Genomic DNA, 24675 nt, shown 5'->3' with positions numbered 1-24675 from the left:
GGGTTGACTTGACGATGAGGATGACGAATGAAAAAGCGATTTGCACTAGGCGCGGCCTGTCTCGCGTTCGGCGCCGGCAACGCGCGCGCCGTGCCCTATCAGGACGTGTTGCTGGCGGCGGTGCCCGAGTACAACGGCAGGATGACGGAGGGCGTCGCGCTGTATGGTTCGCTCGACATGGGGATCAACTACCAGACGGTCGGCGGCCGTTCGCTGTGGCAGACGCAGAGCGGCGGCGAGTGGACCTCCAAATTCGGCTTCTTCGGCCGCGAGAACCTGGGTGGCGGCTGGCGCGCCGAGTTCAACCTCGAAAGCGGTTTTCTCGCGAACAGCGGCGCGCAGCAGGATGCGCAATCGACGTACAACAGGCAATCGTGGGTCGGCCTGTCGTCGGACAGCTACGGCCGGTTGCGTCTCGGCAAGCAGATCGGCACGGCGCTGCCGCTGTTCATCGACGTGTTCGGCACGGTGGGCACGAACTCGGTCTATACGTGGCTGGGCGCGGCAGCCGTGCAGACGAGCCGCGGCGTCGGCTACAACTCGGACCTCGGGCCGGGGGCGACGCAATTGCCGGCGCGCGTCGACAACGCCATCACGTACCGTACGCCGATCGTCGCGGGCACCACGTCGCTGATGCTGATGTTTGCGCCGAGCAACGTGGCCGGGCGGGCACCCGTGGCGTCCGCGCAAGGCGCGCTGCTGCAGTGGTACAACGGCACGACCTATCTGGCCGCGAGCTACAACCAGGTGTGGGGCGTCAACGGGGCGAGCACCGTGCGCAACGACCTGTACGGGCTCGGCGCCGTCTATGACACCGGGCGGATCGTGCTGTCCGCATCGTTCAACCAGTACGCGCCGAAGCTGGCCGGCGACGGCATTGCGCGCGTCTACACGCTCGGCGCGATCGTGCCGTTCGGCGTCAATGCGATTCGCGCGTCGGTTGTCTATCGCGATACGTCGGGTGTGCGCGACGCGGCCGGCCAGCCGGCCAGGGATTCGGCACTCGGTGCGATGCTGGGCTACGACTACCTGCTGTCGAAACGCACCGGCCTCTATGCGCGTGCGGGGTTCATCCGCAACTATGGCATCTCGACGGTGTTGCTGAACGGCAATCCGCTGCCGACCGAACCGGGCGGAACGACACCGCGCACCGGGACGACACCCGTGACACTGTCGCTCGGCATGTATCACAACTTCTGAACGGGAATTTTCGATGCATACCCTGAATCGCACGGCCGCTGCGCCGGTCGAATCCGGGCCGCGCGTAACGCGCCGCACGGTCGTTGCGGCCGCACTCGGCAACGGGCTCGAATTCTTCGACTTCACCGTCTACAGTTTCTTCGCCGCATTGATCGGCAAGCTGTTCTTTCCCGCGTCGAGCGATGTGGGCGCGCTGATGCTGTCGCTCGCGACGTTCGGTGTCGGGTTCGTCGCACGGCCGCTCGGCAGCGTCGCGATCGGCGCCTATGCGGACCGTGCCGGCCGCAAGCCCGCGCTCGTGCTGACGGTCGCATTGATGGCGCTTGGCACCGGGATCATCGGCTTCGCGCCGACCTATGCGCAGATCGGCATCGCCGCGCCGCTGCTGATCGTCATCGGGCGTCTGCTGCAGGGCTTTTCGGCGGGTGGCGAAGTGGGGGCCGCGACGACCCTGCTGATGGAGTCGGGTGACACCGGCCGGCGCGGCGAGCGGGTGAGCTGGCAGATGGCGAGCCAGGGCGGTGCGACGCTCGTCGGCGCGTTCGTCGCGCTGACGCTGTCGCGCGCACTGCCGCCCGACGCGCTGCACGCGTGGGGGTGGCGCGTCCCGTTCGTGCTCGGTCTGCTGATCGGCCCGGTCGGCTTTTACCTGCGGCGCCATCTGGACGATACGCTGCCGCACGCAGCGGCCGGCGCACCGCGCGAGCGTGCGCGCATTCCGTGGCGGCAGGTCGTGGCCGGCACGCTGCTCGTGATCGGCGGCACGTCGACCACCTATACGATCGTGTTTTTCCTGCCGTCGTTCCTGACGCTGACCGTCGGCATGCCGGCATCGGTGTCGCTGCTGTCGGGCTGCGCGGCAGGTGCAGTGCTGCTGCTCGGTTCGCCGTTCGCGGGGCGGCTCGCGGATCGCGTGCGTCGTCGCAAGCGGCTGGTGGGCGTGACGTGCGTCGCGTCGGCCGTGCTCGTGCTGCCAGCGTTTTACGCGATGAAGATGTGGCCGTCGGCGGGCACCGCGGTTGCGGTCGTGATCGTGCTGATCGGCTTGATGACGCTGTCGAGTCCCGCCGGCTTCGTGATGATCCTCGATGCGTTTCGGCCCGAGGTGCGGGCGATGTCGCTCGGGATGATCTATGCGCTCGGCGTGACGATTTTCGGCGGGTTCGCGCAACTGATCGTCGGCGCGATGTGGCGCGCGACCGGCAGCTTTTACGCGCCTGCGTGGTATGTGCTGGGATGCAGCGTCGCGAGTCTGGCCGGTCTGGCGCTGTTCGCGGAAGCGTCCGACGTGGAAGGCAGGCGGTGAACGGGAGAGGCCGACACATGACGTGCCCGCCCTGGGGATGGTGTGCGCGACGAACGGACGGGCGGGGCCTCTCCGTTCATCGCGCGTGCGCTGTCGCGCAATCAGGCCGCGTCGCTCAGCGCCGGGTAATCGGTATAACCCGTTTCGCCTTCCGCGTAGAACGTCTCCGGCACCGGCTGGTTGAGCGGTGCGCCGAGTTCGAGGCGGCGCGGCAGGTCCGGGTTCGCGATGAACAGCTTGCCCCATGCGATCGCGTCGGCGTTGCCGCTGGCGAGCGCGGCTTGCGCGGTGTCGAGCGTGAACTGCTCGTTGGCGATCAGCGGGCCGCCGAACGCTTCCTTCAGGCGCGGGCTCAGGTGGTCGCCCGAATACGATTCGCGCGTGAAGATGAACGCGATCTTGCGGCGGCCGAGTTCGCGCGCGACATAGCCGAACGTTGCCGCCGGATCGGAATCGCCCATCGTGTGCGCGTCACCGCGCGGTGCGAGGTGCACGCCGACGCGGCCGGCGCCCCACACGTCGATCGCGGCGTCGACCACTTCGAGCAGCAGGCGCGCGCGGTTCTCGATCGGGCCGCCGTACGCATCGGTGCGGTGGTTGGTGCTGTCCTGCAGGAACTGGTCGAGCAGGTAGCCGTTCGCGCCGTGGATCTCGACGCCGTCGAAGCCGGCGGCCTTCGCATTCTCGGCACCCTTGCGGTACGCGGCGACGATGCCCGGGATCTCGTCGAGTTCGAGTGCGCGCGGCGTCACGTACGGACGCTGCGGACGCACGAGGCTCACGTGGCCACCCGCGGCGATTGGGCTCGGTGCGACCGGCAGGTCGCCGTTCAGGAACACCGGGTCGGAGATCCGGCCGACGTGCCAGAGCTGCAGCACGATGCGCCCGCCGGCCGCGTGCACGGCCTGCGTCACCTGCTTCCAGCCTTCGACCTGTTCGTCGGACCAGATGCCGGGCGTGTCGGCATAACCGACGCCCTGCGGCGTGACCGACGTCGCTTCGGTAATGATCAGGCCGGCCGATGCGCGCTCGCGGTAATAGCGCGCCATCAGCGCATTCGGCACGCGCGTCGTACCCGCACGGGCGCGGGTGAGCGGCGCCATCACGATGCGGTTCGGCAGGGTCAGGTCGCCGAGGGTAACGGGGTCGAACAACGTTGGCATGGCAGATAACCTCTTCACTAAGGGCGGGAACTCCGTCGCGTCATGTGCGGCGGCGGCCCGCATGGCCGGTTCGGCCGTTGGCTAGAGTTCGCGGCGCAATGCGTCGTGAAATGCGTCGATGACGGCCTCGTTGCGCTGGAAAAACGCCCACTGGCCGATCCGCGTCGACGTCACGAGCCCCGCGCGCTGCAGCGTCGCGAGGTGCGCGGAGACGGTCGATTGCGACAGCCCGCAGCGCGCGTCGATCTGGCCCGCGCAGACGCCGTGTTCATACGGCAGCGTCTGGTTCGGGAAATGCACGTCCGGCGTTTTCAGCCAGGCGAGGATTTCCCGGCGCACGGGGTTCGAGAGCGCTTTCAGGATCGCTTCGATGTCGAGTTCGGTCGGCATGGACAGGTTTGGCGTTTCGCTCGGGTAACGAGGTATCGTCGATGGGCGAATCTTATATCGGAACTTGACGATATGTTTGAAAGCATTGCCGGCAATAGGGTTGATAGCGAAGGGCGATTGCGGGGACAGAGCAAGACGACCGCGAAGGACGCGGAGCGGAGCCGCCGCCCTGCAACGCGCCATCCGACCCTCAGTCGGACACGTCGATGATCTCGTACCTTCCCTGCGTCGCATCGACGTGCGCGAGCGTATCGAGCACGCGTATCGCGGGCGGGGAGCCGCGAGCTTCGGCAACTCGAGCAGCGCCTCGTCGCTGGATCTTCCCGGGCGCACCACGTTGTGCATCCTGTGGGATGCTACGCGGCGAGGCGCGACCCGGACGGGTTCGACGCGGCCGATCGCAAGCCATCCGGCCAGGAGCGCCGATCAATCGACGCGCGCGCGTGCGCATCGCAACGTCATGCCGGTTCGTCCATCGCGCACGAACCGATTTTTTGCGGAGTCCTTTTATGTCTGTTCGGGCCGTCATCTTCGATTTCGATCTGACGCTGGCGGATTCGTCCGCCGCGATCGTCGCGTGCACGGAGTACGCGTTGCATCAGCTGGATGCCGCCGGCGCGACGCCGGCGCAGATCGCGGCCGTGATCGGGCTGCCGCTGCACGAGATGTTCCGCTCGCTGACGGGCGAAACCGAGCCGGCGCGGGCCGACGCGTTCGCGCGTCACTTCGTGGTGCGGGCCGACGAGATCATGGTGCGCGGCACGCGCATCTATCCCGAGGTGCCGCCCCTGCTCGCGCGTCTGCGCGAGCAGGGTCTCGCGGTCGCGATCGTTTCGTCGAAGTTTCGCTACCGGATCGAGGCGATCCTTGCGCTGAACCAGTTGCAATCGCTCGTCGACGTGCTGATCGGCGGGGAAGACGTGCAGCGTCACAAGCCCGATCCCGAAGGGCTCGTGCTGGCGTTGGCGCGGCTTGGCTTGCCGGCTCGTTCGGCGATCTACGTGGGCGACCACGCGGTGGACGCGCAGGCGGCCGAGCGCGCCGGCGTGGCGTTCGTCGGCGCGGTGAGCGGGATGACGTCGTTCGACGGATGGGCACGTGCGGGCAAGCAGGCGGTCGCCAACCATATCGGCGAACTGGACGCGATCGTGCAGCGGATGCGGCGCGACTCGTCCGCGGCATCGGGCTGACGCGCCCCCGAGCGGCGCCCGCGCCGACGCGCTGCAGGTAGCGTTGCGCCTATTGCCGAGGCGGGAATCGCGGTGTCGAGCACACGTTCACCGCCGAGGGTCGTCGACGATTCGCTCTGCTACGATCCTCAACACCATGCGCTCTGCGCGGATATCGGCAGGCTGCCCGATTCGCAGCGCGTGCCGGTGTTCGACTACCCGGCCACTGGCGACGGATTTCGCGACCTTCGCCGTTAAAGTCATATCCGCCACTCGATCCGTCGCCATGTCACTCATTTCCGTCGCCTTCGCCAACCTCCGGTTCTCGGGCATGCTGCCGGCCGCCCGAACGCTGTCATGCGCCGTTTCGCTCGCGGCAGCCTGTGCCGCCATCGGCATGCCGGGCGGCGCGCGTCCGGCCGAAGCCGCCACGCTCACGCAGCGCGAACGCCTCGAGGCGCCGGTCAAGGCCGTCGCCGGCCAGCGCGTGGCCGTCGATACGCCGCAGGGCAATGCGGTGCTGCCCGTCTACGCCGATCGTCCGCTCGACCAGGCCGCGCCCGATGTCACGCGGGTCTTCGTCGTGATTCACGGCACGCTTCGCAATGCCGACGCGTACTACGCATCGGGGCGCGAGGTCGTTGAAAAGGCCGGTGCGGCCGGCAAGGGCACGATGGTCGTCGCACCGCAGTTCCTGACGCGCGCCGATACGCGCGCGTTTTCGTTGCCCGCGCAAACGCTCGCCTGGACGCAGGAAGGATGGAAGGGCGGCGACGCGGCCCGTCAGCCGGGGCCGATCAGTTCGTTCACCGCGCTCGACGCATTGCTCGCGCATTTCGCCGACCGCAGCCTGTATCCCGCGTTGTCGAGCGTGGTCGTGATCGGCCATTCCGCCGGCGCGCAGTTGCTGCAGCGCTATGCGGTGGCCGGGCACGAGGGCGACGCGCTGGTACGGGCCGGCATCGCCGTGCGTTATGTGGTCGCGAACCCGTCGAGCTACCTGTATTTCGACGACGAACGGCCGGACGGCCAGGCGATCGCGGGCGGTACCTGCCCGCGCGCGAACGAGTGGAAATACGGGCTGGAGTCGGCGCCGCCCTATGTCGCGTCGCAGGACGTGCGCGCACTCGAAACGCGCTACGCGGCGCGTCATGTCGTATACCTGCTCGGGCAGGCCGACACGAATCCTTACACGCACTTCATCGACCGTTCGTGCGCGGCGATGGCGCAAGGCCCGTACCGGCTCGCGCGCGGGCTCGCGTATTTCGACTACCTGAAGAAGCGGCATCCGGACGATCTCGCGCAGCAGGTCGTCGAGGTGCCGGGCGTCGGGCACGACAATCTCGGCATGTTCACGTCCGCCTGCGGGCTCGCCGTGCTGTTCGGGCAGGCGCTGCCGCAATCGTGTCCAGTCGTCGCCGGTACCGCGCCGGCCGTGCGGGCGGAATTGCCGTAAGCCGTCGTGCCGTCGTGCCTTCGTGTGATAACCGCCGCGTCGACGATCGATCGGAGGCCGATCGCGCGTGATTTCGCCATGCTGCCGGCGCGCGATGGCGGCGCCGCGCGTCATGCCGGTGTTCCGGCGCCCGGCGCCGCGTCCGGGTCGAATACCGTCAGCCCTTCCGTCGGGTCCGTCGGCAGCTCCCACGGACGTGCGGCGATCGCCCGCCGCGCGGCGTCGTAACCGGCCTGCCGGCGGGCCGCGATGCCGGCCGGCGTGAAATCGATGTCCTTCAGCTGATTGTCGCTGGCGAGGCGCGGCGCCGCGAGCTTGACCAGGTGCATCGTCGTCTCGCATCCCCACGCGGCGAGCCGGCGCACGGCCGGCGACGCGCGTTCGGCTTCCGGCACGTGGCGGGCCAGCTCGCGGATCACGTGGCGCAGCCGGTGAATCTGCTGCTGGCGCGCGATGTGGCTGTCGGTGCGGCTCGCGTACTGGATGTCCTTCTGTCGCTCCGACACCTGCCAGATGCTCTCGGGCTCCGGGCCCGCCGGATTCCACATCTGCACCGAGAAGATGATCGAGCTGCGGCGCGGATTGTCGTCGAGCACGACCTCGACCGGCGTATTCGAATACACGCCGCCGTCCCAGTAAGGCTCGCCGTCGATCCGTATCGCCGGAAACGCGGGCGGCAGCGCGCCCGAGCTCATGATGTGCTCGATCCCGAGCCGCGTATCGCGCGAATCGAAATAGCGCATCGTGCCGGTGCACGCATTGACCGCGCTGACGGTCAGGCGCGGGTGGCCCGCGTTCAGCAGGTCGGGGTCGATCAGCGACGCGAGTGTGTCGCGCAGCGGTGCGATCCGGTAATACGACGCACGATCGACGCCGAGGCGCACCATCGGCCCGAGCCACGAGGCCGGATTGGGCTGGAAGAATCCCGCGATGCCGCCGCCGATGATCATCATCTCGGCCAGCATCCGGTCCCAGCCGGGCACCAGCGGCGGGACGTCGAAACGGGTTCGTTCGGTCACGCGCCGCCAGAACGCCGACAGTTTGTCGTAACGCTGCTCCGGCGGATTCCCGGCGATCAGCGCCGCGTTGATCGCCCCGATCGACGTGCCGACCACCCAGTCGGGCCGGATCCCGGCTTCGTCCATCGCCTGAAAGACGCCGAGCTGGAATGCGCCCAGTGCGCCGCCGCCCTGGAGCACGAGCACGATTTGTCCGGGGAGGTTCATGCGTGCCGGTTCGCTCGCGGTCATGGCTCGCCTTGCTGCGTGTGAAGGTCGCGCGTCGCGCAACGTGAGTGGGTCGGAACCGAATGGCTCGATTCAGTGTAGGCGATGGCCGGCGGAGATCGCGCGCCGCGCAACGGCGATTCGCGCCTGCTTCGCCGGTCGCTTCCGGCGCCTTCGGGGCGTCGGCATCGCGAAGCCGGCGTCCGGCGCGCGCGGCGCGCCTCGCGGTGCATCCGCGCGCGACCCGCGACCCGCGTCACGCGTCCGGGTAAGGCGTGCCGTCCTTGTGCAGGAACCGGCCGTCGCGGCTCGGGCTCATCATGTCGATGTCGGCGCAGGTGATCACGTCGTCCGGCGAGCGCGAGCCGACTTCGAGATAGACGGCAACCGCGTCCGACCGGTTGACCAGGTGATGACCGTTGCCCGAGTTCTTCGGAAACGCCGCGCAGTCGCCCGCGCGCAGCACGGTTTCGCCGTCGTCCTCGATCATCACGAGTTCGCCTTCGAGCACGTAGACGAATTCGTCTTCGTCGGAATGCCAGTGGCGCTGCGCCGACCAGCCGCCCGGCGGCACGCGCATCAGGTTGACGCCGAAATCGCGCAACCCGCCGGCGTCGCCGACGCGCTGGCGGATGCGCTGCGCGCACGGCGCGTCGAACGGCCGCGGATAGCCGCTGCCGCGGCGTTCGGGCACGGCGTTGAGGTCGATCCTGGGCATGGGCGGCTCCGTCGGCCACGCGGGCGAATGGGATGCGGGCATTGTAGGCGCCGCTGCCCGCCATTCGTCCGCGCGTGTCGTGGTGCGCCGCGTCATTCCACCGTGATGGTCTCCTTCATGTACGGGTGAATCCCGCAGAACACCTTGTAGACGCCCGGCTTGTCGAAGCGGAACGAGTACGTGTCGCCCTGGTCGAGCGCCGACGAGTGAAAGATGCCGGCGTCGTTGACGACGGTATGCGGCTCCCCGTCGAGGTTCTTCCACGTGACCGTCGTGCCGGCCTTGATCGTGGTCGACATCGGCGAAAACATGAAATTGCGGATCGTCACGAGCGGGCCGCCCGGGCCCTGAGCGAACGCGGCGAGCGGGGCGGTGGCGCACAGGATCAGCGCCGCGACGAGGCTGGCGTGCTTGAAGCGGGTCATGTCGGTCTCCTTGCGGTTCGGTGCGTCAGGCCAGCGTCGCATCGTGCAGCGACGACGCAACCGGATGGCCCGCGAATTCGACGGTCGTCACGCCGAGCATCGACGGCAGCCGGTCGCGCGGCACGGTGAGCGGCACGGGGCCCGGGCCGTTGCCGGCCGTCGGCTGCGGGAACGCGGTGGAGCGCGCGGTGTGGAACGTCACGTTGCCCTCGACCTTCGACACGATCTGGTGGATGTGGCCGTTCAGCACGGTGACCGAGCCGAAGCGGCGCAGCAGCGCCATCGTCTGCGGCGCGTCGCCGGTGCCCCAGCCCCACGGCTCGTAGATGGTCCACATCGGCATGTGCGAGAACACGACGATCGGCGTGCTCGACGAGCGGCCCTTGAGATCCTGCGCGAGCCAAGCGAGCTGGTCGTCGCCGAAGCTGCCGAGCCCGTTCGGCTTGAAGTGCATCACGTTGACGAGGCCGATGAAGTGCACGCCCGCGTGATCGAAGCTGTAATAGCCGCGGTTGTCCGACGCCTTGCCGAACCGGCTGAAATATTCGGCGCCCGAACCGTCGGTGACGTCGTGCTCGCCGGGCACCGTATGCAGTTCCGGCACGCGCAGCGCGGACAGCAGCTGCGACGCGTGGTCGAACTCCTCGGCCTTGGACAGGTGCGTGATGTCGCCCGTGTGGATGGCCAGCGCGGGCATCGCGGGCATGCCGTTGACGAGTTCGATCGTCTGCTTGAGCGTGGCCGATACATCGGGATTCGCGTCCTTGTTGAAGCCGATGTGCGTGTCGCTGACCTGCACGAACAGCGGCTTGCCCGCGTTGGCCGGGAGCGCGTCGCCGGTTTGCGCGAGCGCCAGGTCGAACGGCGTCAGGATGCCGCCCGACAGCGTAAACAGCGTGCCGAGGCCGCCGAAGGCCATGCATTGCAGGGCCTTGCGGCGCGACGGGCGGGTGGGGGTCGATGAAGACATGGGAGCCTCGCAATCGTGTGACGAAACCGGACGGCCGGATCGTCCTGGAATAAACCGGCGCCTTCGCGTGCCATACCGGCGAAGCGGCGGATTTATTCCCGCGCGTTGCGCGGTCGATCACCCGTGTTCGCGGCTTGCGCGGCGATGCGCTGTCCCGGAAAGATGACCTGTCAATGTCCTGTAAGTGACACGTCACATTTGCGTCACGGCCGATCGATAGCCTGCCACTCCGAGTCACCTCTCCGGAGCCCCTTCATGCCGAATCTCGCGGCAACGGAAACCAGCGGTGCGGTCGGCAACCGCACGCGTGCCGTCAGCCTCGCGCTGATTTTTCTGATCGTTGCCTGCGGCATCGTCTACGTCGGCATCCATCCGGGCGCCGATCTCGGCCCCGTCAAGGAAAGCTCGATCCTCCCGTTCCTGCTGCTGGTTGTCGCGCTGCTGGCCGCACTCGGCTTCGAGAGCGTCAACGGTTTCCACGACACCGCGAACGCGGTCGCGACCGTCATCCATACGCACTCGCTCGCTCCACACCTCGCCGTCGTGCGGTCGGGCCTCCGGAACCCGTTCGGCGTGCTCGTGTCGAGCGGCCCGGGCCTGCGCCGGGATGCGGTGCGTAACCTGATGCTCGCGCGGGTGCTGACGCTGCCCGCGTCGATCGCGCTGTCGGCCGTGCCGTACCGGGCGCTGCACGGGCTGTTCTGATTCGCGCCGGGGGGGCGCCTTCCGGCTGCGCGGCGCGTGGCCGGTCCCGTCGATTTTCAATTCAACACAAGACGCTACCGATGGATATCAGGTTCTTCGATCCGAATCGCACCGCGAACGCTTCGGCGTGGCGCGTGCTCCCCAACCGCTGGGATGCCATCGCGTTTCCGCTGATCATCTGCCTGCTCGCGATGGCGATCGTCGGCTTCCATCAGACGATGGCGCCGATCGGCACCCTGCAGACGCAGAAGATCTCGCTCGATCCGTGGAACCTGCCCGAATACGCGTTGCGCACCACGCTGCGGATGCTCGCCGCGATGGTCGCGTCGCTCGCGTTCACGCTCGTCTACGGCACGCTCGCCGCGAAGAGCCGCCGCGCCGGCATGGTGCTGATCCCGATCCTCGACATCCTGCAGTCGGTGCCGGTGCTCGGCTACATCTCGTTCACCGTCACGTTCTTCCTCGCACTGTTTCCGGGCCGCGTGCTCGGTGCCGAGCTGGCCGCGATCTTCGCGATCTTCACGAGCCAGGCGTGGAACATGACGTTCAGCTTCTATCAGTCGCTGCGTACGGTGCCGCGCGACCTGAGCGAAGTGTCGCGCGGCTTTCACCTGACGCCGTGGCAACGCTTCTGGAAGCTCGAGGTGCCGTTCTCGATGCCGGGCCTGATCTGGAACATGATGATGTCGATGTCGGGCGGCTGGTTCTTCGTCGTCGCGTCCGAGGCGATCACCGTCGGCAACCAGACGATCACGCTGCCGGGCATCGGCGCGTATCTCGCTCAGGCGATCTCGGACAAGAACCTCGGTGCGGTCGGCTGGGTGATCGTCGCGATGTCGGTCGTGATCCTCGCTTATGACCAGTTCCTGTTCCGCCCGCTCGTCGCCTGGGCCGACAAGTTCCGGATGGAGAACACCGCGTCGGGCGATGCGCCGCAATCCTGGCTGCTCGACATGATGCGCCGCACGCACCTGATCCATCAGCTGCTCGTGCCGGCCGGCTGGCTGCTGTCGCAGGCCGCGCGGATTCCGCTGCGCGCGCCGTCGCGGCAGGGTACGCGTGCGCGCGGCGCATCGGCGCGCCGCTCGTCGAGCATCGGCGACATCGTGTGGGGCGCGTTCGTGATCCTGCTGACGGTGTACGTCGTGTGGCGCGTCGTCACGTTCGTCGCGACCGGCGTGACGATGGGCGAGGTCGGCCACGTGCTCGGGCTCGGGCTCGTCACGCTGTTGCGCGTGCTGGTGCTGATCGCGATCGCGTCGCTGGTCTGGGTGCCGCTCGGCGTGCTGATCGGGCTGCGCCCGAAGCTGGCCGAGAAGATCCAGCCGCTCGCGCAGTTCCTCGCCGCGTTCCCGGCCAACCTGCTGTTCCCGGTGTTCGTCATTGTGATCGTCCACTTCCACCTGAATGCCGACATCTGGCTGTCGCCGCTGATCGTGCTCGGCACGCAGTGGTACATCCTGTTTAACGTGATCGCCGGCGCGATGTCCTACCCGAACGACTACAAGGAAGCGACGAAGAATTTCCGCATCCGCGGCTGGCAGTGGTGGCGGCAGGCGATCCTGCCCGGGATCTTCCCGTACTACGTGACGGGTGCGATCACCGCGTCGGGCGGTGCGTGGAACGCGAGCATCGTGTCCGAGTTCGTGCAGTGGGGCGACACGAAGGTCGTCGCGCACGGCCTGGGCTCGTACATCGCGCAGACCACCGCCGCCGGCGATTTTCCGAAGATCATCCTGGGCATCGCCGTGATGTCCCTGTTCGTCACCTTGTTCAACCGTCTGCTGTGGCGTCCGATGTACGCCTATGCGGAATCCCGGCTCCGTCTCGATTGAGAGTAAGCGCGATGCAAAATTCGACCGTTATCAACGCCCCCGTCAAGACGTCCCAGCCGCTGCAGCCGCCGCGCCTCGGCGAAGAAATCCTGCGCGTCGACCACGTCTGTCGCGGCTTCAACAAGACGCAGGGCGAGCTGCTCGTGCTCGACGATGCGAACCTGTCGCTGCGCGAAGGCGAGATCGTCGGCCTGCTCGGCCGTTCCGGCTCGGGCAAGTCGACGCTGCTGCGCATCATCGCCGGGCTGATCGAGCCGACCGGCGGCGACGTGACCTACCTCGGCAAGCCGCTGCGCGGCCCGGCCGAAGGCGTCGCGATGGTGTTCCAGACCTTCGCGCTGTTCCCGTGGCTCACCGTGCTGCAGAACGTGGAAGCCGGGCTGGAAGCGCTCGGCGTCGGCGCGCGCGAGCGACGCGAGCGTGCGCTCGCCGCGATCGACCTGATCGGTCTCGACGGTTTCGAGAACGCGTACCCGCGCGAGTTGTCGGGCGGCATGCGCCAGCGCGTGGGCTTTGCGCGCGCGCTCGTCGTCGATCCGACGATCCTGCTGATGGACGAACCGTTCTCCGCGCTCGACGTGCTGACCGCCGAGACGCTGCGTACCGACCTGCTCGACCTGTGGACGCAAGGCCGCATGCCGATCAAGTCGGTGCTGATCGTCACGCACAACATCGAGGAAGCGGTGTTCATGTGCGACCGGATCCTCGTGCTGTCGTCGAACCCGGGCCGCGTGATCGCCGAGATCAAGGTGCCGTTCAAGCATCCGCGCAACCGGCTCGACCCGGATTTCCGCAAGCTCGTCGACGACATCTACGCGAAGATGACGGCCCGCCAGACCGGCGAGGCGACGAAGAAGGGGCTGGAGCTCGGCAGCTGGCTGCCGCAGGTGTCGACCAACCTGATGGCCGGCCTGATCGAGACGCTCGCGATGGCGCCGTACCACGGCCGCGCGGACATGCCGGAAATCGCGCGCACGCTGCACCTCGAGGTCGACGAACTGTTTCCAATCGCCGAAGTGCTGCAATACCTCGGCTTCGCGGACGTGCGGGAAGGGGACGTGTTCCTGACGCCGCCGGCGCGTGTGTTCGCGGAGTTCGGCACGCAGGAGCGCAAGCTGATGTTCGCCGATCACCTGCTGAAGCACGTGCCGCTGGCCGCGCGGATCAGGAAGGTGCTGAACGAACGGCCGGGCCATCGCGCGCCGCGCGTGCGCTTCGAGCAGGAGCTGGAGGATTTCCTGTCCGATGAAGCCGCCGAGGAAACGCTCGACGCGGTGATCGACTGGGGGCGTTACGGCGAAGTCTTTTCGTACAACGACAAGACGGAAGTGTTCAGTCTCGAGGATGTCGAGAGCTGAAGTCCGTGCCCGAATGGCGAGCGATCGTCATTCGGGCAGATCGCGGCTGTTGGCGTGCTGCTCGATTCCGCCGGTATTGAGCGATTCGATCCTTTCCATCCGCTGCCTTGCCAGCTCAGGCAACCGGTTCGTCACGCCGATCACGAGCGCTTCGGCGAGCGCGAGCGCCGGCACGTTGGTCTGCAGCATCGCGAACGGCTGCCCCTGGATCCGCAGCACGATCTCCGCGAATTCCCCGATCGGCGAATGCCATTCGTCGGTGACCAGCAGCACGCGCGTGCCGAGCTGGTGTGCGGCTTGCGCGAACCGGATGCTGTCGCGCTGGTAGCGGCGGAAATCGAAAATGACGAGCACGTCGCCGGGCCCCATGTCCGCCAGGGCGACCGAGGCGAGGTTCACATTCGGCTCGACATACTGGACGCGTGGCCGCGCATACGCGAGCGTGAACGAAAACAGCGAAGCGAGCGGCGCGGTGTAACGCCCGCCGCCGCAGAAAACGCGAACGTCCTGATCGGCCAGCAGCGCCACGGCGGCATCGAACGCCGCCGCATCGAGCCCTTCGATCGTGGTGGCCAGCGATTGCGACAACCGCTGGAAAATCGCCGCATGACTGTCGCGCAGCCCCGAAGCCGAGTGAAACGCATCCATCCGCGCGAGCGGCGAATTCATCGCGGTGTCGATTTCGCCATACAGCGCCTGCTGGAACGACGAATAGTTGGGAAACCCGATCCTGACGACGAAGCGAAACACGGTCGGGTCGCTCACGTCGGCCTGCTTCGCGAATTGCGCGATGGGCCCCAGCCCGAGACTGGGATAGCGATCCAGCAACGCCTGCGCAACCTTCTGTTCCGACGGCGTGAAGCTATCCATCTGGGATAACAGCAACGCCCTGATGCTCGTCCCCATCGGGCACTCCGACTCTCTCAATCCAAATGACAAACGGCAGACGTGCGTCTGCCGGCGAACCCACGCATGTTAGCCGATTGACGTGCGGCGGGCCGCCCGTAACCCGGATTTAGAGGGACGCATCGCACGGTCGGCCGGCTCGTCAATGAATGTAATGAAACATACATTGATAAAGAAAACATCCGGTCGATATTCGTTCGTGGTTCAGTGATAACCCTAGGTTTTGGTGTAAAAAACCGAGTGCTATGATCGCGGCCTCGCTGGAATGTACGGTTCATTACATCGCGAATCGATGCTTCGATGTGTGACGATGCGGCGTCGCATTCCGGCATGGCACGGTTTATTTGTCTGGAGGATTCCGTCATGAGGCGGCTCGTAGTACTCACCCTGTTGTCGGCAATGAGCGTGTGCGCGTTCGCCGCGTCGGACCCGGCGGTCGAAGCGAAGAACGGCATGGTCGTGTCCTCGCAGCACTTCGCGTCGCAGATCGGCGTCGACATCCTGAAGGAAGGCGGCAACGCGGTGGATGCGGCAGTGGCGGTCGGCTATGCGCAGGCCGTGACCAATTCGTGCTGCGGCAATATCGGCGGCGGCGGTTTCATGACCCTCCACCTGGCCGACGGCCGCGACCGCTTCATCAATTTCCGCGAGACCGCACCGGCCGCGGCTTCCGCGAACATGTACCTCGACGCGAACGGCAACGTCATCCCCGACGACAGCCTGTACGGCTATCGCGCGGTCGGCGTGCCGGGCACGGTCGCGGGCCTCGATCTCGCGCAGCGCAAGTACGGCAAGCTGACGCGCAGGCAGGTGATGGAGCCGGCGATCCGGCTCGCGCGCGACGGCTTCGTGCTGACGCGCGGCGATACGGACATCCTCGACACGACGGTCGCGCGCTTCAGGAAGGACCCGGAAGCGGCGCGCATCTTCCTCCGCCCGGACGGCACGCCGCTGCAGCCGGGCGACCGCCTCGTGCAGAAGGACCTCGCACGCACGCTCGAGCGCATCGCGGAGCAGGGGCCCGACGCGTTCTATCACGGCGAGATCCCGAAGATCGTCGAGGCCGCGGCCAGGCGCGCGGGCGGCGTGATCACGGCCGCCGATTTCGCGTCCTACCGCGCGCAGGACATGGCGCCGCTGACGTGCACGTATCGCGGCTACGAGTTCGTGTCGGCGCCGCCGCCGAGCTCGGGCGGCGTGACGATGTGCGAGACGCTGAACATCCTCGAAGGGTACGACCTGCGCAAGCTCGGCTACCACTCGGCCGCGGCGGTTCACTACATGACCGAAGCGATGCGGCACGCATACGAGGATCGCAACACGCTGCTCGGCGATCCGAACTTCGTCGACAACCCGGTCGCGAAGCTGACGAGCAAGGAATACGCGGCGCAGATCCGCAAGAGCATCCATGCCGATACGGCGACGCCGTCGGTGGACGTGCAGCCGGGTGTCGGCGTGCACGAGAAGCCGGAGACGACCCACTATTCGATCGTCGACAAGGACGGCAACGCGGTGTCGACGACCTACACGGTCAACGGCCGCTTCGGCGCCGTGGTCATCGCGCCGGGCACGGGCTTCTTCCTGAACGACGAGATGGACGATTTCACCGTGAAGGTCGGCGCGCAGAACCTGTTCGGTCTCGTGCAGGGCACGCGCAACTCGATCGCGCCGGGCAAGCGTCCGCTGTCGTCGATGGCACCGACCATCGTGAAGAAGGACGGCAAGGTGTTCATGGTCGTCGGTTCGCCGGGCGGGTCGCGCATCATCACGATCACGCTGCAGACGGTGCTGAACGTGATCGACTACGGGATGACGCCGCAGGATGCCGTCACCGCGCCGCGGATCCATCACCAGTGGCTGCCTGACGAGGTCTATTACGAGACCTACGGCCTGTCGCCCGACACGCTCGCGATCCTGCGCAACATGGGCTACAAGATGGTCGAGCAGACGCCGTGGGGCGCCGCCGAGCTGATCATGGTCGGCCTGCCGGGCACCGAAGCCGCGAGCCGCCAGAGTTCCGGGAACGATTCGTCCGTGTCCGGCAACGTGCGTGTCGGCTTCATCTACGGCTACAACGACCCGCGTCGTCCGGCCGGATCGGCAATCGGCTACTGACCCGATCCCGTCCGCATCGAGATGAGCCGCCGCCGACGACGTTCGCCCTTGCGCGAGCGTCGTTGCGGCGGCAGTCCGTCGGTTCGCGGACATCCGCGAGCCTGACCGGCTCGCCACGCACGCGCCCTGGCACGGCACGGGACGCGCGCCTTTCATCCTTCAACTTCTTCCCGCGCATCGAATTCCATCATGAACAAACGAATGTCCGCGGCAGGCTGGATCCTGCTCGCGATGGCGGCCGGCATCCTGATCGGCTACATGATCTATACGCAACTGCCGGACAAGCAGTCCGCGGCGGAGATCGCCGGGTACATCTCGCTGGTGTCCGACGTGTTCCTGCGGCTGATCAAGATGGTGATCGGCCCGCTGGTGTTCTCGACGCTCGTCGTCGGCATCGCGCACATGGGCGACGCGTCGTCGGTGGGGCGCGTGTTCGTGAAGGCGCTCGGCTGGTTCGTCACCGCGTCGCTGATCTCGCTGCTGCTCGGCCTGTTGATGGCGAACCTGCTGCGGCCCGGCGAGAACCTCGGGTTGCCGCTGCCGGATATCGGCGCGTCCGCGCATCTGGCGACGTCCAAGTTCACGCTGAAGGATTTCGTCGGCCACATGGTGCCGAAGTCGATCGCCGAGGCGATGGCGAACAACGAGATCCTGCAGATCGTCGTGTTCTCGATGTTCTTCGGCGTGGCGCTTGCATCGCTCGGCGAGCGCGGCAAGATCCTCGTCGCGGCGATCGACCAGCTCGCGCACGTGATGCTCAGGATTACCGGCTATGTGATGAAGCTCGCGCCGCTCGCGGTGCTGGCGGCGATGGCGTCGACGGTCGCGATCAACGGCCTGTCGATCCTGCTGAAGTTCGCGGTGTTCATGGGCGACTTCTACCTGAGCCTGTTCCTGCTGTGGGGCACGCTCGTCATCGCCGGGCTGCTGTTCCTCGGCCGCCGCGTGTTCAAGCTGCTGGTGCTGATCAAGGAAGCGTTCATGCTGTCGTTCGCGACCGCGAGCTCGGAAGCCGCGTATCCGAAGATCCTCGATGCGCTCGACCGTTTCGGCGTGCGCCGCAAGATCTCGAGCTTCGTGATGCCGATGGGGTATTCGTTCAACCTCGACGGCTCGATGATGTACTGCACGTTCGCGTCGCTGTTCATCGCGCAGGCGTACGGCATTCACCTGTCGCTCGGCACGCAGGTCACGATGCTGCTGATCCTGATGCTGACCTCGAAAGGCATGGCCGGCGTGCCGCGCGCGTCGCTCGTCGTGATCGCCGCGACGCTGCACCAGTTCAACATCCCGGAAGCCGGGCTGCTGCTGATTCTCGGCGTCGATACGTTCCTCGACATGGGCCGTTCGGCCACGAATGCAGTGGGCAACTCGATCGCCAGCGCGGTGGTCGCGAAATGGGAAGGCGAGCTGATGCCCGAAGCGGAAGCCGAAGCGAATGCGGCGCGGCTGGATGAGGAAGCCGAAGCACGGATGAACGAGGCGGCCCGCGAGGCGGATCGCGTCACCGCTGCCTGAAGCGGTATCCCGCGCCTTCAGGCCGCCTCGGCGGGGCGGGCCGCGTCGATGCACGCGGCCAGCACCATCGCGGCGGCGTTGCCCGGCGTCGAGCCGAGCAATTGCGGCGCATAGACGCTGTCGCCGATCTCGATCGGCTGTCCCGACAGCGCGCACACGCCGCGCTTGCGCGTGGTGAACAGCCGCCACTTCTGATAACCGTAGTGCCCGGTGCATGCGTCGCGCCATGAAATCATCACGGTGTCGGCGGTGGGCCGCTCGAGTACGCTGATGGCCGGCTTGCTCGTCGCGTCCCACGACGGCAGCCGGTCGCGCGTGATGCTACGCCGCCGCGGCGTGCCCCACGAGACGGACGGCATGTCGAAGCTGCCGATCGCGGCGACGGTCATGAGCCAGGGGGCGATACGGTTGTTCATGTCAGTTTTCCTCGAAACGTTACGCGGCACCGCAACGCGCGGCATCACGACAGGCGGATGCGCGGCCGCGCGCAGCCGTTGATCCGTTCGGCGATCCACAGCAGGCTCGCCTTGGAGAAGCCGTGCAGCGCCTGCTGGTGCCGCCGGTAGAGCATCAGGTGGCTGAACTGCGCGAATCGCCCCTGGATGAAGCCGCCACGAAAGAACCCGAACTGCCCGAGCGTGCCGAACGCGTCGTAGTCGCTGATCGACACGAGCGCGCCGAAATCGTGGAATGCGAACGGCGGCATCGGCTTGCCGTCGAGCCACGCGGGCAGGTGCTTCGCGAGATGCTCGGCCTGCTGCGTCGCGACCTGCGCGGTGGGCGGCAGCGGCCGTTCCTGGCCGTCGGGCAACAGGCTCGCGCAATCGCCGATCGCGAACACGTGTTCGTCGCCCGTCGCCTGCAGCGTCGGCCCGACGACGATCTGGTTCGCGCGATTCGTGTCGAGGCCGCCGAGCGCCTGCATGAAATCGGGCGCCTTCACGCCGGCGGCCCACACCATCAGGTCGGCTTCCGCAAACGAACCGTCGCCGTAGTGAAAGCCGTTCGCGTCGGCCGACGTGACGCGGGTCGACGTCAGCACGTGAAAGCCGATCTGTTCGAGCCGTTGCTGTGCCGAGGCGGAAATCTTCGGCGGAAATGCGGCGAGGATGCGCGGACCGCTTTCAAGCAGCGTGAGTTGCAGCCGGTCGCGTACCGTTTCGTCGCCATAGGCTTGTGCCACTTCCAGCAGGCGGCTCAGCTCCGCGGCAAGCTCGACGCCGGTCGCGCCGGCACCGACGATCGCGACGCGGAACGGCTCGTCGCGCGCGATGCTGCGAAATACGCGCATCCGCAACGCTTCGTTGAAGGCCTCGGCCTGTGGCTGGCTGTCGATGAAATAGCAGTGCTCGCGTACGCCCGGCGTGCCGAAATCGTTGGCCTGGCTGCCGAGCGCGAGGATCAGCACGTCGTATTCGAGTTCGCGGGCGTCGAGCACGAGTTCGCCGTCCTGCGAGCGGATCTCGCCGAGCTGCACGCGGCGCCGCGCGCGATCGAGCCCCTTCAGTTCGCCGGGCTGGTACGTGTAACCGTGATCGCGGGCATGGGCGAGGAAGATCACCTGCTGCTGCTGCACGTCGCGCGTACCGGCCGCGATCGTGTGCAGCATCGGTTTCCAGATGTGGGTCGGGCTGCGGTCGACGACGGTGACCTGTGCACGCCCGGACCGGCCGAGACGCTCGCCCAGACGCGTGGCGAGCTGCAGTCCGGCGATCCCGCCGCCGACGATGACGATACGTGTAGGGGTTGCCATGGATAAATCATCACGTGATGAATAAGGTATGATCCTAGCGCTTCCCGGCTTCGCGTGTCAACGGAGCGAGGCAAATCACGCGGTTTCGGCGGTGTTGAAGCGGGGCCGGAACAGGCGCATTCGAATCATTCAAGGAGAGCAGGGAAACGTGGCTGAAGTCACTGAGCGCGCGCCGGGCAAGCGGCGTATGCGAGGGCGGCCGCTGGCCGGGGCGTCCGTCGGACCGGACGTGATATTGCGGGCCGCGCGCCGTACGTTCGCGAAGCGGGGCTACGACGCGACGAGCGTGCGCGAGGTCGCGCGCGAGCTGGGCATCGACGCGGCGCTGATCGCCCATCATTTCGGTACGAAGGAAACGTTGTGGCTGGCCGTCGTCGAGCAGATCGTCGAGATCGCCGAGCCGATGTTCGATGCGCTGCGTGCGTTGCGCACGTCGCCGCTGTCGCATCGCGAACGCGTGCGACGCGCACTCGAGCTGTGCGTCGACCATGAGTTCGACGAACCCGACATGGGCATGTTCTTCTCGACGGCGGCGACCGAAGTGGGCGGGCGGCTCGACCGGCTGCAGGAGCGGCTCGTCCGTCCGTATTACGACGTGATGTTCCCGCTGCTGGCGGACGCCGTGCAGGCCGGCGCGATTCGCGCGGTCGATCCGAACGTGCTGTTCTTCATGATCGCGAGCGCGATCGGCAACACGGTGTCGTACAGCCACATCATGCTGGAGTTCACGTCGCTGCCCACGCAGCCGGACGCGTTCCGGCGTGCCGTGACCGACGCCGCGTTCAACCTCGTCGGCGACTGAGCGCCGCGCGCCACGCGCACACTCACGTCGCGGCAACCAGCCCCAGTTCGCGCACCGCGTTTCGCGCGGTCTCGCGCAGCGCATCGACGAGCGGCGATGGCGTCCGGTACGCGATCGCCAGCTCGTACGCGAGCGGGCTGCCCGCACCCTTCAGTTCGCAGAACGTAATGCCTTTCGGTTGCATCGGCACGAACAGGCGCGGCATCAGTGCGACGCCGATCCCGCCCGCGACGAGCCCGGCCGTCGTCTGCATCTGGCGCGGCTGCTGGACGACGCGCGGCGCGAAGCCGGCCTGCGCGCATGCGGTCACGATCAGCGCATGCATGCCGGGACCGTGGTGTGCGGCGAACATGACCCACGGGTCGTCCGCCAGGTCGGCGAGCGCGATGTGCCGGCGGCGTGCGAGCCGGTGACCGTCGGGCAGCGCCGCGACCATCCGGTCGCGCAGCAGCGGTTCGACGCGCACGTCGCCCGCGTCGGCCACCGGCAGCACGACGAGGCCGATGTCGGTGCGGTCGTGGCGCAGCGCGAGCACCTGCTCGGCGGTCGTGCCTTCCTCGAGCAGGAAATCGACGCCTGGATGGCGTTCCTGGAACGCCCGCAGGATCAGCGGCAATAGCGCGTTGACGGTGCTGTCGACGAAGCGCAGCCGCAGCGTGCCGCCGAGGCCCGCGCCCGCGCGGCGGGCCACGGCCACCGCGCGCTCGGCCTGTTCGAGCGCGCGCCGCGCTTCGAGCAGGAAGGCCTCGCCGGCCGGCGTGAGCGTCGAGCCGCGGTTGTCGCGCTCGAGCAGCGTGACGCCCAGCTCGTCCTCGAGTTTGCGGATCGCCGCGCTGAGCGGCGGCTGCGCCATGTGCAGCCGCTCGGCCGCACGCCGGAAGCTGAGCGTCTCGGCAACCGCGATGAATTGCCTGAACTGGCGCAGATCGACCATGCGATACCTCTCGTGTATCAGTGGATCATCGAATTCGTATTTTACCTATCACCTCGCCACGCCCAGACTTGCACTGTCGGCAATCGTCAACATTCGGGAGGGCAGGACATGACGGGCAGTGAACGGCAACGGACGGCGATCGTCACGGGCGGGTCGAGCGGGATCGGCTTCGCGATCGCACGGCGGCTGGTGGAGGACGGGTATCGCGTCGCGATCGTCGGGCGCGACACGGCGCGGCTGGACGCGGCCGTCGCGCGTCTCGGCGGCGCGGCGATCGGGCAGGCCGCTGATTTGAGCGTGCGGCGCGAGGCCGAGGCGGCGGTCGACGCGATCGTCGCGCAGTGGCCTTGCGTGGACGTGCTGGTCAACAACGCGGGGCTGACCGGCCGCGTTAGCGCGGACACCGAGGCGGGCGAGGCCGAGATCGTGTGGGATGCCGTGCTCGACGCGAACCTGAAAAGCCTGTTCGTGACGACCCTGGCCGTGCTGCCGCACCTGGCCGGGCGCGACGCGCGGATCGTCAACCTCGGCTCGATCGCGGCGCGCGCCGGCAGCCTGCTGCCGGGCGGCCTGGCGTACGCGGCGGCGAAGGCCGGCGTCGAAGGGTTCACCGTTGCGTTGGCGCGCGAACTCGGGCCGCGCGGCGCGACGGTCAATACGGTCGCGCCAGGCTATATCGCCGACACATGCTTCTTCGGCGACGGCGGCGTCGCGCCGGCCATCGCGGCGACGATTCGCGAGCAGACGCCGGCCGGCCGCGCCGGGCATCCGGACGACATCGCGGACGCGGTCGCGTGGCTCGCCGGACCGCGCGCGTCGTTCGTCACCGGCGCGACGATCGCGGTGAACGGCGGCTGGCGCGTCGGGTGACGCCATCCGTACCGGAGGCCGGGCACGGCATCGCGCGCCTCGCCCGGCCGCCGGTCATTCGAGATCCTTGGGCGGCGTATCGCCGAGCCAGCGCCGCGCGCCGGGCCCATTGCGGCCCGCGCGGTCTTCCGGGTTCGTCAGCTTGCAGCGCTTCAGCGACAGGCAGCCGCAGCCGATGCATTCGTCGAGATTGATGTAGAGCCGCTGCAGTTCCTCGATCCGGCTCGCGACGCGTTGCTTCCAGCCGCGCGACAGCCGCTGCCAATCCTTGTTGCTCGGCGCGGTGTCCTCGGGCAGGCTGACGAGCTGCTCGGCGATCTCGTCGAGCGAATAGCCGATCTTCTGCGCGAACACGATGAACGCGATCAGCCGCAGCACCGCGCGCGAATAGTGGCGATGGCTCGAGCCGTTGCGGTGCGACTTGATGAGCCCGCGCGTCTCGTAGAACCGCAATGTCGACGCCGGCACGCCGCTGCGCGCGGCCACTTCGCGGATCGACATCAGCGGCCATTGCGGGATTTCCTGGATACCCATGACACCCCTCCGGGAAAGCTTGACTTGAAGTTAACTTCAACTTTTATGCTACGCGGCAGTTTAACCCGTCGCGAGGCATCATGCTCTCCTTATCCCTACGCAGGACGTCGCCTTTGGGCGCGGCCTGTGCACTGCTGCTGGCGTTGTCGGGCTGTCACGACGGCAAAGGCGCATCGTCGGCCCCGGCCCTTCCCGAAGTCGGCGTTGCCACCATCGCGCCGCGCACGATCCGCCTCGCGGACGAATTCAACGGACGCGTCGAAGCGGTCGACGCAGTCGAACTGCGGCCGCGCGTGAGCGGCTATCTGCAGCGCGTCGCCTACAAGGAGGGCGACCTGGTCACGCAGGGCACGCTGCTGTTCGAGATCGACCCGCGCCCGTACCGGATCGCACTCGATCGCGCGAACGCGCAGCTGCAGCGGGCCCGCGCGGCCGCGAGCCTCGCGAACGTGCAGCTCAAGCGCGTGCAGACGCTGATCGATGCGCATGCGACGTCGCAGGAAGAACTCGACAACGCGCGCGCCACGGCCGAGCAGGCACGGGCTGACCTGCAGGCGGCCGATGCGGCCGTCGCCGACGCGAAGCTCAATCTCGGTTTCACTGAAGTGCGTGCGCCGATCGCGGGCCGCGTCGGCCGCGCGGTCGCCACCGTCGGCAATCTGGCGCGCGCGGACGACACGCTGCTGACGACCGTCGTGTCGCAGAACCCCGTCTACGTGTATTTCGACTGCGACGAACAGAGCTACCTGCGCTACAACGCACGGCGTGCCGACCCGAAGCATCGCGCGATCGGCGCCGATCCGGTTCGCGTGGGCCTCGCGAACGAGACGGGCTTCCCGCATGCGGGCACCGTCGATTTCCTCGACAACCGTCTCGACCCGCAGACGGGCACGATCCGCGCGCGCGTGCGGCTGCCGAATGCGGACCATGCGTTTACGCCCGGCCTGTATGCGCGCGTGCAGCTCGTCAGCGGCCGCGACCAGGATGCGCTGCTCGTCGACGACAAGGCCGTGCTCACCGACCAGGACCGCAAGTACGTGTATGTGATCGGCCCCGGCGACAAGGCGCTGCGCCGTGACGTGACGATCGGCCGCGGGCTGGACGGCGAGCGGATCATCGAGAAGGGGCTTCAGGCGGGCGACCGCGTGGTCGTCGACGGCATGCAGCGGATCTACTATCCGGGCGCGCAGGTGAAGCCGAAGGCACTGCCCGTACGCGCCGATGCCGGTGCCGGTGCCGGTTATGGCGCGGGCAGCGGATCGGGCAACGGCACGCAGGCCGTCGCCGATGCCGGCGCGCCGGCCGTGCAGTGACGGGAGCGA

General features: G+C 67.6%; 22 protein-coding genes and 1 pseudogene. 12 read left to right on the top strand and 11 right to left on the bottom strand.

The features are described 5' to 3' along the window. Positions 1-27: 27 nt before the first annotated feature. Both ABIC51_RS18260 and ABIC51_RS18255 read left to right on the top strand, forming a co-directional pair. Positions 28-1200, top strand: a complete 1173-nt coding sequence (locus ABIC51_RS18260; protein ID WP_027789445.1) for a porin — start codon at positions 28-30, stop codon at positions 1198-1200. Positions 1201-1213: 13 nt separating this feature from the next. After that, positions 1214-2506, top strand: coding sequence for an MFS transporter (locus ABIC51_RS18255; RefSeq protein ID WP_146253843.1), 1293 nt, complete (start codon positions 1214-1216; stop codon positions 2504-2506). 101 nt (positions 2507-2607) lie between these two features. Here ABIC51_RS18255 and ABIC51_RS18250 read toward each other — a convergent pair whose 3' ends face one another. Then, a complete protein-coding gene (locus ABIC51_RS18250; protein WP_027789443.1) occupies positions 2608-3669 on the bottom strand; it encodes an alkene reductase in 1062 nt (353 codons plus the stop codon). 81 nt (positions 3670-3750) lie between these two features. After that, complete coding sequence (locus tag ABIC51_RS18245) at positions 3751-4059, bottom strand: ArsR/SmtB family transcription factor (RefSeq protein WP_027789442.1); 309 nt, start codon at positions 4057-4059, stop codon at positions 3751-3753. Positions 4060-4568: 509 nt separating this feature from the next. Here ABIC51_RS18245 and ABIC51_RS18240 point away from each other — a divergent pair. Together ABIC51_RS18240 and ABIC51_RS18235 are read left to right on the top strand one after the other, a co-directional pair. Next, positions 4569-5249 carry an HAD family hydrolase gene (locus ABIC51_RS18240; RefSeq protein ID WP_027789441.1) on the top strand — a complete coding sequence of 227 codons (681 nt, stop codon included), beginning with the start codon at positions 4569-4571 and terminating at the stop codon, positions 5247-5249. A gap of 265 nt (positions 5250-5514) precedes the next feature. After that, complete coding sequence (locus ABIC51_RS18235; protein WP_226127990.1) at positions 5515-6684, top strand: alpha/beta fold hydrolase; 1170 nt, start codon at positions 5515-5517, stop codon at positions 6682-6684. Positions 6685-6794: 110 nt separating this feature from the next. On the opposite strand, the gene ABIC51_RS18230 is transcribed toward ABIC51_RS18235, so the two are convergent. The 4 genes from ABIC51_RS18230 to ABIC51_RS18215 all read right to left on the bottom strand — a co-directional run bounded on the left by ABIC51_RS18230 (position 6795) and on the right by ABIC51_RS18215 (position 10023). Then, positions 6795-7934, bottom strand: coding sequence for a patatin-like phospholipase family protein (locus ABIC51_RS18230; protein ID WP_226127987.1), 1140 nt, complete (start codon positions 7932-7934; stop codon positions 6795-6797). A gap of 232 nt (positions 7935-8166) precedes the next feature. Beyond that, the gene (locus ABIC51_RS18225) at positions 8167-8628 is read right to left on the bottom strand and encodes a cupin domain-containing protein (protein ID WP_226127985.1); all 462 of its coding nucleotides are present in this window, start codon (positions 8626-8628) and stop codon (positions 8167-8169) included. 92 nt (positions 8629-8720) lie between these two features. Then, on the bottom strand, positions 8721-9053 hold the full coding sequence (locus ABIC51_RS18220) for a cupredoxin domain-containing protein (protein ID WP_027789437.1): 333 nt from the start codon (positions 9051-9053) through the stop codon (positions 8721-8723). A 25-nt stretch (positions 9054-9078) separates the two neighbouring features. Then, positions 9079-10023 carry a metallophosphoesterase family protein gene (locus ABIC51_RS18215; protein ID WP_060066394.1) on the bottom strand — a complete coding sequence of 315 codons (945 nt, stop codon included), beginning with the start codon at positions 10021-10023 and terminating at the stop codon, positions 9079-9081. 255 nt (positions 10024-10278) lie between these two features. Between ABIC51_RS18215 and ABIC51_RS18210 the strand changes: the two are divergent. The 3 genes and pseudogenes from ABIC51_RS18210 to ABIC51_RS18200 all read left to right on the top strand — a co-directional run. After that, positions 10279-10614: pseudogene (locus ABIC51_RS18210) on the top strand (inorganic phosphate transporter); the annotation flags it as partial. Positions 10615-10808: 194 nt separating this feature from the next. Continuing rightward, positions 10809-12563, top strand: a complete 1755-nt coding sequence (locus ABIC51_RS18205) for an ABC transporter permease (RefSeq protein WP_226127983.1) — start codon at positions 10809-10811, stop codon at positions 12561-12563. A gap of 11 nt (positions 12564-12574) precedes the next feature. Next, entirely contained in the window at positions 12575-13921 is a 1347-nt protein-coding gene (locus ABIC51_RS18200) for an ABC transporter ATP-binding protein (RefSeq protein ID WP_226127981.1), read from the top strand. Positions 13922-13948: 27 nt separating this feature from the next. Here ABIC51_RS18200 and ABIC51_RS18195 read toward each other — a convergent pair whose 3' ends face one another. After that, entirely contained in the window at positions 13949-14827 is an 879-nt protein-coding gene (locus ABIC51_RS18195; protein ID WP_027789432.1) for a MurR/RpiR family transcriptional regulator, read from the bottom strand. Positions 14828-15190: 363 nt separating this feature from the next. On the opposite strand from ABIC51_RS18195, the gene ggt reads away from it, so the two are divergent. Beyond that, a complete protein-coding gene (ggt, locus tag ABIC51_RS18190) occupies positions 15191-16942 on the top strand; it encodes a gamma-glutamyltransferase (RefSeq protein WP_124814508.1) in 1752 nt (583 codons plus the stop codon). A 189-nt stretch (positions 16943-17131) separates the two neighbouring features. Further along, complete coding sequence (locus ABIC51_RS18185; protein WP_027789430.1) at positions 17132-18460, top strand: dicarboxylate/amino acid:cation symporter; 1329 nt, start codon at positions 17132-17134, stop codon at positions 18458-18460. A 17-nt stretch (positions 18461-18477) separates the two neighbouring features. Here ABIC51_RS18185 and ABIC51_RS18180 read toward each other — a convergent pair whose 3' ends face one another. After that, entirely contained in the window at positions 18478-18876 is a 399-nt protein-coding gene (locus ABIC51_RS18180; protein ID WP_146253846.1) for a DUF3331 domain-containing protein, read from the bottom strand. Positions 18877-18920: 44 nt separating this feature from the next. Further along, a complete protein-coding gene (locus ABIC51_RS18175) occupies positions 18921-20213 on the bottom strand; it encodes an NAD(P)/FAD-dependent oxidoreductase (RefSeq protein ID WP_059697651.1) in 1293 nt (430 codons plus the stop codon). 148 nt (positions 20214-20361) lie between these two features. On the opposite strand from ABIC51_RS18175, the gene ABIC51_RS18170 reads away from it, so the two are divergent. Continuing rightward, a complete protein-coding gene (locus ABIC51_RS18170; RefSeq protein ID WP_027789427.1) occupies positions 20362-21015 on the top strand; it encodes a TetR/AcrR family transcriptional regulator in 654 nt (217 codons plus the stop codon). A gap of 22 nt (positions 21016-21037) precedes the next feature. On the opposite strand, the gene ABIC51_RS18165 is transcribed toward ABIC51_RS18170, so the two are convergent. Then, positions 21038-21949: a LysR family transcriptional regulator gene (locus ABIC51_RS18165; protein ID WP_027789426.1), complete on the bottom strand. Its 912-nt coding sequence runs from the start codon at positions 21947-21949 to the stop codon at positions 21038-21040. A gap of 108 nt (positions 21950-22057) precedes the next feature. Between ABIC51_RS18165 and ABIC51_RS18160 the strand changes: the two genes are divergently transcribed. Continuing rightward, positions 22058-22819: an SDR family NAD(P)-dependent oxidoreductase gene (locus ABIC51_RS18160; protein WP_175897600.1), complete on the top strand. Its 762-nt coding sequence runs from the start codon at positions 22058-22060 to the stop codon at positions 22817-22819. Between the two features lie 54 nt (positions 22820-22873). Here ABIC51_RS18160 and soxR read toward each other — a convergent pair whose 3' ends face one another. Beyond that, complete coding sequence (soxR, locus tag ABIC51_RS18155) at positions 22874-23353, bottom strand: redox-sensitive transcriptional activator SoxR (protein WP_027789424.1); 480 nt, start codon at positions 23351-23353, stop codon at positions 22874-22876. 80 nt (positions 23354-23433) lie between these two features. Between soxR and ABIC51_RS18150 the strand changes: the two genes are divergently transcribed. Beyond that, positions 23434-24666: an efflux RND transporter periplasmic adaptor subunit gene (locus ABIC51_RS18150; protein WP_175897599.1), complete on the top strand. Its 1233-nt coding sequence runs from the start codon at positions 23434-23436 to the stop codon at positions 24664-24666. Positions 24667-24675 lie beyond the last annotated feature (9 nt).

Source organism: Burkholderia sp. 572, from assembly GCF_040545135.1.
In the GTDB taxonomy this organism is placed as follows: domain Bacteria; phylum Pseudomonadota; class Gammaproteobacteria; order Burkholderiales; family Burkholderiaceae; genus Burkholderia; species Burkholderia cepacia.
Note: the sequence above shows the minus strand (reverse complement) of the source record. Positions and strands in the feature narration are given on the sequence as shown.

Bases quoted from the DNA above. Each gene is read 5' to 3' on its own strand.
- ABIC51_RS18260 (WP_027789445.1), top strand. From the start codon at position 28: ATGAAAAAGCGATTTGCACTAGGCGCGGCCTGTCTCGCGTTCGGCGCC.
- ABIC51_RS18255 (WP_146253843.1), top strand. From the start codon at position 1,214: ATGCATACCCTGAATCGCACGGCCGCTGCGCCGGTCGAATCCGGGCCG.
- ABIC51_RS18250 (WP_027789443.1), bottom strand. From the start codon at position 3,669: ATGCCAACGTTGTTCGACCCCGTTACCCTCGGCGACCTGACCCTGCCG.
- ABIC51_RS18245 (WP_027789442.1), bottom strand. From the start codon at position 4,059: ATGCCGACCGAACTCGACATCGAAGCGATCCTGAAAGCGCTCTCGAAC.
- ABIC51_RS18240 (WP_027789441.1), top strand. From the start codon at position 4,569: ATGTCTGTTCGGGCCGTCATCTTCGATTTCGATCTGACGCTGGCGGAT.
- ABIC51_RS18235 (WP_226127990.1), top strand. From the start codon at position 5,515: ATGTCACTCATTTCCGTCGCCTTCGCCAACCTCCGGTTCTCGGGCATG.
- ABIC51_RS18230 (WP_226127987.1), bottom strand. From the start codon at position 7,934: ATGACCGCGAGCGAACCGGCACGCATGAACCTCCCCGGACAAATCGTG.
- ABIC51_RS18225 (WP_226127985.1), bottom strand. From the start codon at position 8,628: ATGCCCAGGATCGACCTCAACGCCGTGCCCGAACGCCGCGGCAGCGGC.
- ABIC51_RS18220 (WP_027789437.1), bottom strand. From the start codon at position 9,053: ATGACCCGCTTCAAGCACGCCAGCCTCGTCGCGGCGCTGATCCTGTGC.
- ABIC51_RS18215 (WP_060066394.1), bottom strand. From the start codon at position 10,023: ATGTCTTCATCGACCCCCACCCGCCCGTCGCGCCGCAAGGCCCTGCAA.
- ABIC51_RS18205 (WP_226127983.1), top strand. From the start codon at position 10,809: ATGGATATCAGGTTCTTCGATCCGAATCGCACCGCGAACGCTTCGGCG.
- ABIC51_RS18200 (WP_226127981.1), top strand. From the start codon at position 12,575: ATGCAAAATTCGACCGTTATCAACGCCCCCGTCAAGACGTCCCAGCCG.
- ABIC51_RS18195 (WP_027789432.1), bottom strand. From the start codon at position 14,827: ATGGGGACGAGCATCAGGGCGTTGCTGTTATCCCAGATGGATAGCTTC.
- ggt (WP_124814508.1), top strand. From the start codon at position 15,191: ATGAGGCGGCTCGTAGTACTCACCCTGTTGTCGGCAATGAGCGTGTGC.
- ABIC51_RS18185 (WP_027789430.1), top strand. From the start codon at position 17,132: ATGAACAAACGAATGTCCGCGGCAGGCTGGATCCTGCTCGCGATGGCG.
- ABIC51_RS18180 (WP_146253846.1), bottom strand. From the start codon at position 18,876: ATGAACAACCGTATCGCCCCCTGGCTCATGACCGTCGCCGCGATCGGC.
- ABIC51_RS18175 (WP_059697651.1), bottom strand. From the start codon at position 20,213: ATGGCAACCCCTACACGTATCGTCATCGTCGGCGGCGGGATCGCCGGA.
- ABIC51_RS18165 (WP_027789426.1), bottom strand. From the start codon at position 21,949: ATGGTCGATCTGCGCCAGTTCAGGCAATTCATCGCGGTTGCCGAGACG.
- ABIC51_RS18160 (WP_175897600.1), top strand. From the start codon at position 22,058: ATGACGGGCAGTGAACGGCAACGGACGGCGATCGTCACGGGCGGGTCG.
- soxR (WP_027789424.1), bottom strand. From the start codon at position 23,353: ATGGGTATCCAGGAAATCCCGCAATGGCCGCTGATGTCGATCCGCGAA.
- ABIC51_RS18150 (WP_175897599.1), top strand. From the start codon at position 23,434: ATGCTCTCCTTATCCCTACGCAGGACGTCGCCTTTGGGCGCGGCCTGT.